This is a genomic window from Actinocrinis sp., assembly GCF_035650855.1.
Classification (GTDB): Bacteria; Actinomycetota; Actinomycetes; order Streptomycetales; family Catenulisporaceae; genus Actinocrinis.
Genome location: NZ_DASRGV010000351.1, coordinates 1 through 7066, shown reverse-complemented (window position 1 = coordinate 7066; position 7066 = coordinate 1). Strand labels below are relative to the sequence as shown.

Here is a 7066-nt window from a genome sequence, read left to right as displayed (position 1 = left end):
AGAGGCCGGAGACCTGCTGCTCGGGCCCGGGGGTGACGATGGCCAGGTTCTCGATCATCGCCTGCGCGATCTCGTCGCGCCGCCGGTGGTTGATCAGCCCGCGCGGGCCGAGCCGCCGCGGCACGGTCAGCGTGCCGTTGTCCGCGATCGACAGCTGCGGCACGTAGCCCTGGTGGTGGCGGTCCTGCGGCACGAAGCCGACCCCGGCGGCCAACGCGTCCGGCACGCTGCCCGGTCGCGGCCGCCGCCCCGAGATGCGGACCTCTCCCGCGTCGGCCGCGCGCAGGCCCGCGATGGTCTCGGCCAGTTCCGTGCGCCCGCTGCTCGCCGCCCCGGCCAGGCCCACGATCTCGCCCGGGCGCACCGCGAACGACACCCCCTGGTAGGCCTCTGACAGGGAGAGCTCTGAGACGGTGAGCACCTCGCGCGCGGTATCGGCGACCTGCGGCCGCTCGAGCCGGCCGCCACCGGCGGTGGCGGCTTCCCCGGTCATCGCCGCCACCAGCTCCGCGCGGGCCAGCTGCTCGACCGGCGCGGTCAGCACGTGGCGCGCGTCCCGGAACACCGTCACGGTGTCGCAGATCTCGTAGATCTCTTCCAGGTGGTGGCTGATGTACAGGAACGTCACGCCCTGCGCCTGCAGCTCGCGGATGCGCTGGAAGAGCCGGGCGATCGCGGCCGCGTCCAGTTGCGCGGTCGGCTCGTCCAGGATGATGAACCGCGCGCCGAACGAGAGCGCCCGCGCGATCTCCACGAACTGCCGCTGCTCGACCGAGAGCTCGCCGGCCGGCGCGCGCACGTCCACGTCCACCGACCAGGCCGCCAGCAGGTCGCGGGCCTGGCGGCGCACGGCGGGCCAGCTGATCAGCCCGCCGCGGCCGCGCGCGTGCCGGTGCAGGAACAGGTTCTCCGCCACCGTCAGCTGCGGGATGATCGTCGACTTCTGATAAACGCAGGCCACCCTGCGGCGCCAGGCGTCCCGGTCGGCCGGCCGCGGCGCCGGGGTGCCCCCGAAGGCGACGGCGCCCTCGTCCGGGATCTGCAGCCCGGTCAGGATCGAGACCAGCGTGGACTTGCCGGCGCCGTTGCGCCCGACGAGGGCGTGCGTCTGGCCCGGCTCGACGGTGATGTGCGCCTCGCGCAGCGCCACCGTCGAGCCGAACCGCTTGGTGATGCCCGTCGCCTCGGCGACCGGCGGGACCGTGCCCATCGCGTACTTACCGCTTCCGCTCAGCTGAGGTGGTTGCCCCACAGGGAGGTGTCAGTGCTCTTGAGACTGGAGATCCCGCCGTAGGTCGCGCCGTCCGCGGTCACCAGCGGCGCGGAGAGCTGGTCCTCGAGCAGCCCGGCGCGCACCTGGATGATGGTGCTGTTGTGGTCGGTCGGGCCGGGCTGGAAGGTCTTGCCCTGGATCGCGGCCTTGATGTAGTAGAGCGCGTATTCGGCATAGAGGTCGGCGGGCTGGGAGACGGTGGCGTCGATCTTGCCGGCCGCGATGTCCTTGAGCTCCTCGGGAATTCCGTCGTTGGAGACGACGAACACGTGCTTGGGGTCGGTCGGCGCGACGAGCAGGCCCTTCTGCTGGAGCAGCTGCAGGGTGCCGGAGAGCGCGAAGCTGGACTCCATGTAGACGCCCTTGATGTCCGGATGCGCCGTCAGGTCGGTCTGCAGCTTCTGCGAGGCGGTCGCCCCGTCCCAGTTGGTGGCCTCGCCGTAGACCTTGATGCCGGGGAAGTTCTGCTTCATGCAGTCGTTGAAGGCCTCGGTGCGGTCGCGGCCGTTGATGGAGGCCAGGTCGCCTTCCAGCATGACCACCTCGCCCTTGCCGTTCAGCTTGGCGCCGAGGAACTGGCAGGCCTTCGTCCCGTAGGCGCGGTTGTCGGCGCGCACCACCATGTACACGTTGCCCGTGTCCGGCCGCGTGTCGACCGAGACCACCGGGATCTTCTTCGCGGCCAGCTGCGAGAGGGTCGGCGCGATCGCGGCGGTGTCCTGCGGCGCCATGACCACGCCCTGTACGCCCTCGGCCATCATGGTCTGCACGTTCGCGGCCAGCTTGGCCACGTCGTTCTGCGAGTTCGTGGTCTTCAGGTCCAGGGCCAGCTTGCTGCCGTACTGCGGGGTGTACTGGATGAAGGAGTTCCAGAAGTCGGTGTCCGAACGCGGATAGTCCACGCCGACCACCGGCGCGCTGCCGCCCCCGCCGGAGCCGCCGGTCGACTTGGTGCTCGAGCATCCGGCGAGCGCGCCGAAGGAGAGTGCGGCGACGGTGCACAGAGCGAGGCCTTTGAGCTTCATTGCTGCCTTCCTCACTGGGCGGTGTGGGCTGCGGTCGGACCCGAGGAGCCGGAGAGCGAGTGCTGGTCGCCGCGCTGCCTCAAGGCGGCCCAGACCGGGCCGTCGGGATAGCGGTGGTCGGTCAAGGAGCGGCTGTGCATCTGGGCGCTGATTCCGGGGGCGGTGGGGGCCAGGTAGCGGCTGCCGCGCACGCGCGCCGGATCGGTGAAGTGTTCGTGCAGGTGGTCTACGTACTCGATGAAGCGGCCCTCGGTGCTGCCGCTGACCGCGACGAAGTCGAACATCGCCAGGTGTTGCACCATCTCGCACAGCCCGACGCCGCCGGCGTGCGGGCAGACCGGGATGTCGAACTTGGCCGCCAGCAGCAGGATCGCGATGTTCTCGGTGATCCCGGCGGTGCGGCTGGCGTCCAGCTGCAGCACGTCGATCGCGCCGGCCTGGAGCAGCTGCTTGAACATCACCTGGTTGTGCACGTGCTCGCCGGTGGCGACCTTGATGGGCGCGATCGCGCGGCGGATCGCGGCATGGCCGAGGATGTCGTCGGGCGAGGTGGGTTCCTCGATCCAGTACGGCTCGTACGGCGCGAGCTGGGTCATCCAGCCGATGGCCTGGTGCACGCCCCAGGCCTGGTTCGCGTCGACTGCGATCAGCACCTGCGGCCCGACGGTCTCCCGGGCCAGCCGCATCCGCCGCAGGTCGTCGCCGAGGTCCGCGCCGACCTTCAGCTTGATCAGGCCGAAGCCGTCGGCGACCGCGCCCTTGGCCAGGCGCACCAGCTTCTCGTCCGAATAGCCCAGCCAGCCCGGCGTGGTGGTGTAGGCGGGGTAGCCGCCGTCAAGGAGCTGAGCAGTGCGCGCGGCGCGTCCGGGTTCGGCGCGGCGCAGGATCGCCAGCGCCTCCTTGCGCGTCAGCGCGTCCTGCAGATAGCGGAAGTCGACGAGGTCCACCAGCTGATCAGGGCTCAGCTCGGCGAGCAGCCGCCACACCGGCTTGCCTTCGCGGCGGCCGTACAAGTCCCAGACGGCGTTGATGATCGCGCCGGCGGCCATGTGGATGGCGCCTTTCTCCGGGCCGAGCCAGCGCAGCTGGCTGTCCCCGGTCAGCCGCCGGGAGAACCCGCCCAGGTCGCCGAGCACGTCCGCCACCGGCAGGCCGACCACGAGCGGCGCGAGCGCCTGTACGGCCGCGACCTGCACGTCGTTGCCCCGCCCTACGGTGAAGGCGAGTCCGTAGCCTGCGATACCGTCGCTCGTGCGCACGATGACGTAGGTCGCGGAGTAGTCGGGTTCGGGGTTCATGGCGTCGGAGCCGTCGAGCTGGAGCGAGGTGGGGAAGCGCACGTCCACCACCTCGACCGCGGCGATGAACTCCGAAGAGGGAGACATGGGATGGATTTAAGTGCTGAACGCATGCCCGTGTCTAGAGGTGAGGCGAACAGAGCCGCAATGAGCGGGTGTTTTGCACCGAGTTGCGGCATTGTAGTTTAACTTGATCTTGCTAGTCATCCCATGAATGCGGCTGCTGCGGGGTGTTGCTCCGCCCTCGCTGCGCGCCTTCGGCTCTCGGGAGTCGAGCGGCGGTGTGGGGCAACCCTGGGTTGAGCGACCTTCCGCTGTCAACGAAGACCATTGATGGGATGTATGAGCGCGGCCCCAGCTGTGGTCCGCGTCATGATCGGTTGTAAGTTTCGGCTGCTGCGGGATCGGACGGCGCTTGAGGAGTTGCGTCGAACCCCGTCGAAGGCGCTGATCGGCTAGCTGTCGCTCGCTGCTTTCGCCCGGAGGACAAGCCGCGACCACGCGGGAGAGTCTTGAGGTTTCCGTATCGTCTTGGCAATTTCACACAACGGTACGGAACGAATAACCCTGATGCCCACATCCCATCAGCGTGCACTGACGTCCCCGGCCGGCCAAGCGTGTGAGCGGTAACAAGCTGCTGCCGGAACACCTATACCCACGCGAGCGACAAGAAGGTACACGATGCGACGAGATCCACGTTCAGCGTCGGCGGCTGAAGGTCGCCCGCCGAGTCGGGCGAGGGGCGGCTATCGGCGCCTGCATCCATTGCGTGGCGCGGTGGCGGCCGTGGTGGCCGTCGCCGCGGTGATCGCGATGGTCTTCGCGGTCGGTACCGCCTCGGCGCAGCCGGCCGGGAACGCAGCGAACGCGGTGACGCCGAACAGCACCCAGCGCGGTCCGGACCCGACGATTCAGAGCATTGAGGCCTCGCGCGGCACGTTCGCGACCGCGCAGCAGAACGTGGCGCCGGGCAACGGGTTCAACGGCGGGGTGGTCTACTACCCGACGGACACGAGCCAGGGCACCTGGGGGGCGTTGGCGATCGTGCCCGGGTACACCGCGTTGTGCGCGAACGAGGAAGCGTGGATGGGGCCGTGGTTGGCTTCGTTCGGGTTCGTGGTCATCTGCATCGAGACCAACAGCCGCACCGACTACGACGTGGCGCGCGGTCAGGAACTGCTCGCGGCGTTGGACTGGCTGACCACAGCCAGCCCGGTGCGCAGCGAGATCGACCCGAACCGGTTGGCCGTGTTGGGGCACTCGATGGGCGGTGGCGGCATGGTGTACGCGACCGAGCACCGTCCGAGCCTGCGCGCCGGGATCGGGCTGGCGCCCTTCTCTCCCTCAGAGAGCTGGTCGACGGACACGGTGCCTACGTTGGTGATCGGCGGCCAGAACGACACGGTGGTGACCCCGTCGCTGCTCAGCAGTGAGTACACGACCTTGCCGGCCTCTACGCAGAAGGATTTCGCGCAGATCGCGGGTGCGGACCACGTGTACTACACGCATGCGAACAACGTGGAGATGAAGCTGATCATCCCGTGGCTCAAGGTGTTCGTGGACAGCGACACCCGCTACGAGCAGTTCCTGTGCCCGACGCTGCCGGATCCGAGCACCATCTCGATCTACCAGCCCAAGTGCCCGTATGTGCCGCCGGGCGGCAGCAGCGGCAGCGCCTCGGCGTCCGCCAGTGCCTCGGCCAGTGCCTCCGCGAGCGCGTCGGCTAGTGCTTCGGCTAGCGCGTCGGCGTCGGCGAGCAGCACACCGCCCCCGCCTGGCGTGTGTTCGGCGACGTATCAGGCCGAGGGCTCCTGGCCGGGTGGGTTCCAGGGACAGGTGACGGTCACTGCCGGAAGCAGCGCTGTCAACGGCTGGAGCGTGCACTGGACGCTGGCTAGCGGTCAACAGATCACCCAGGTGTGGAACGGGACGCTGAGTGCCAGCGGCTCGGCGGTGACGGTCAAGAACGTCTCCTACAACGGCTCGCTCGGGGCCGGGGCGTCGACCACCTTCGGGTTCCTCGCCAACGGCGCGCCCTCCACCCCCACCCTCACCTGCACCAGCCCCTAGTCACCAAAACCAGCGCACAGCGGTTGAGCGCGCCCACCCGTGGGCGCGCTCAACCGCCTTGTCATACACGGAAAGGTGTCGCATTGAAACTCACTGATCAGCGACCGTGGCTGGCCGGCGGGGCGGCCGCAGTGGTCCTCGCCGCCGGCCTGACGGTCGCGGCCACAAGCTCCGCGCAGGCTGCCGCGGGCTGTCAGGTTTCGTATACGGTCAGCTCGCAGTGGCCGGGTGGCTTCGGCGCGAACGTGGCCATCACCAACCTCGGCAGCCCGATCAGCAGCTGGAGCCTGACCTGGTCGTTCACCGCAGGACAGGCCATCACCCAGCTGTGGAACGGCAGCTACACGCAGTCCGGCGCGAACGTGACGGTCACCAACGTCTCGTACAACGGCTCGCTCGGTACCGGCGCGAGCACCAGCTTCGGGTTCAACGGCTCGTGGACCGGCAGCAACCCGATCCCGGCGGCGTTCACGCTCAACGGGACGGTCTGCACCGGGGTGGTGAACAGCGGCACCCCAACCCCGACGCCCACTCCGACCTCGCTGGGCACGCCGAGCCTGTCGCCGTCCTCCACACCGAGTTCATCGCCGAGTTCTTCCCCGAGCTCGTCGACGTCCCCGCCGCCGCCCGGGCGAGGCCCCTGTGACATCTACGCGGCCGGCGGCACTCCGTGCGTCGCCGCGCACAGCACAATCCGCGCGCTCTACGGGGCGTACAGCGGTGCGCTGTACCAGGTACGCCGCTCCTCCGACAACGCGACCAAGGACATCGGAGTGCTGTCCGCAGGCGGTTACGCCGACGCGGCGACGCAGGACTCGTTCTGCGCGGGCACCTCGTGTGTGATCACGATCGTGTACGACCAGTCCGGCCACGGCAATAACGTCGCGTATCAGGGCCCTGGCGGCGCGGGCGGTAACGACACCGCGGCCAGCGCGACCCGCGAATCGCTGACCGCCGGCGGGCACAAGGCGTACTCGCTGTACATCAACCCGGGCAACAGCTACTGGCACAACGGCTCCTCCTCCGGGATGCCGCTGGGCAGCGCGCCGCAGGGCGCGTACATGGTGACCTCAGGAACCCACGTGAACAGCGGCTGCTGCTTCGACTACGGCAACAGCGAGACCGACCGCAGCGCGGACGGCGCGGGTGCGATGGACGCGATCTACTTCGGCACCAGCTGCTGGTTCGGCGGCTGCTCGGGCTCCGGCCCGTGGGTGCAGGCAGACCTCGAATACGGCCTGTTCCCCGGCGGCAGCTCGTCGTGGAATCCGAACCAGCGCGCGTTCCCGGACAAGTACGTCACCGCGATGCTGAAGAACAACGGCACCACGCAGATGGCGCTCAAGGGCGCTAACGCGCAGTCCGGCAGCCTGACCACGCTGTGGAACGGCAGCCTGCCG

At 69.1% G+C, this 7066-nt stretch carries 5 protein-coding genes; 2 read left to right on the top strand and 3 right to left on the bottom strand.

From position 1 onward, the window contains the following. From VFB40_RS24785 to VFB40_RS24775, 3 genes are all read right to left on the bottom strand, one after another. On the bottom strand, positions 1–1210 hold a 1210-nt coding region (locus tag VFB40_RS24785; protein WP_349261627.1), incomplete at its 3' end, for a sugar ABC transporter ATP-binding protein. Positions 1211–1230: 20 nt separating this feature from the next. Then, positions 1231–2298, bottom strand: coding sequence for a sugar ABC transporter substrate-binding protein (locus tag VFB40_RS24780; RefSeq protein ID WP_324854715.1), 1068 nt, complete (start codon positions 2296–2298; stop codon positions 1231–1233). Positions 2299–2309: 11 nt separating this feature from the next. Beyond that, positions 2310–3683, bottom strand: a complete 1374-nt coding sequence (locus tag VFB40_RS24775) for an enolase C-terminal domain-like protein (protein ID WP_324854713.1) — start codon at positions 3681–3683, stop codon at positions 2310–2312. 690 nt (positions 3684–4373) lie between these two features. On the opposite strand from VFB40_RS24775, the gene VFB40_RS24770 reads away from it, so the two are divergent. Then, on the top strand, positions 4374–5666 hold the full coding sequence (locus VFB40_RS24770) for a poly(ethylene terephthalate) hydrolase family protein (RefSeq protein WP_324854711.1): 1293 nt from the start codon (positions 4374–4376) through the stop codon (positions 5664–5666). Between the two features lie 83 nt (positions 5667–5749). After that, on the top strand, positions 5750–7066 hold a 1317-nt coding region (locus tag VFB40_RS24765), incomplete at its 3' end, for an arabinofuranosidase catalytic domain-containing protein (protein ID WP_324854709.1).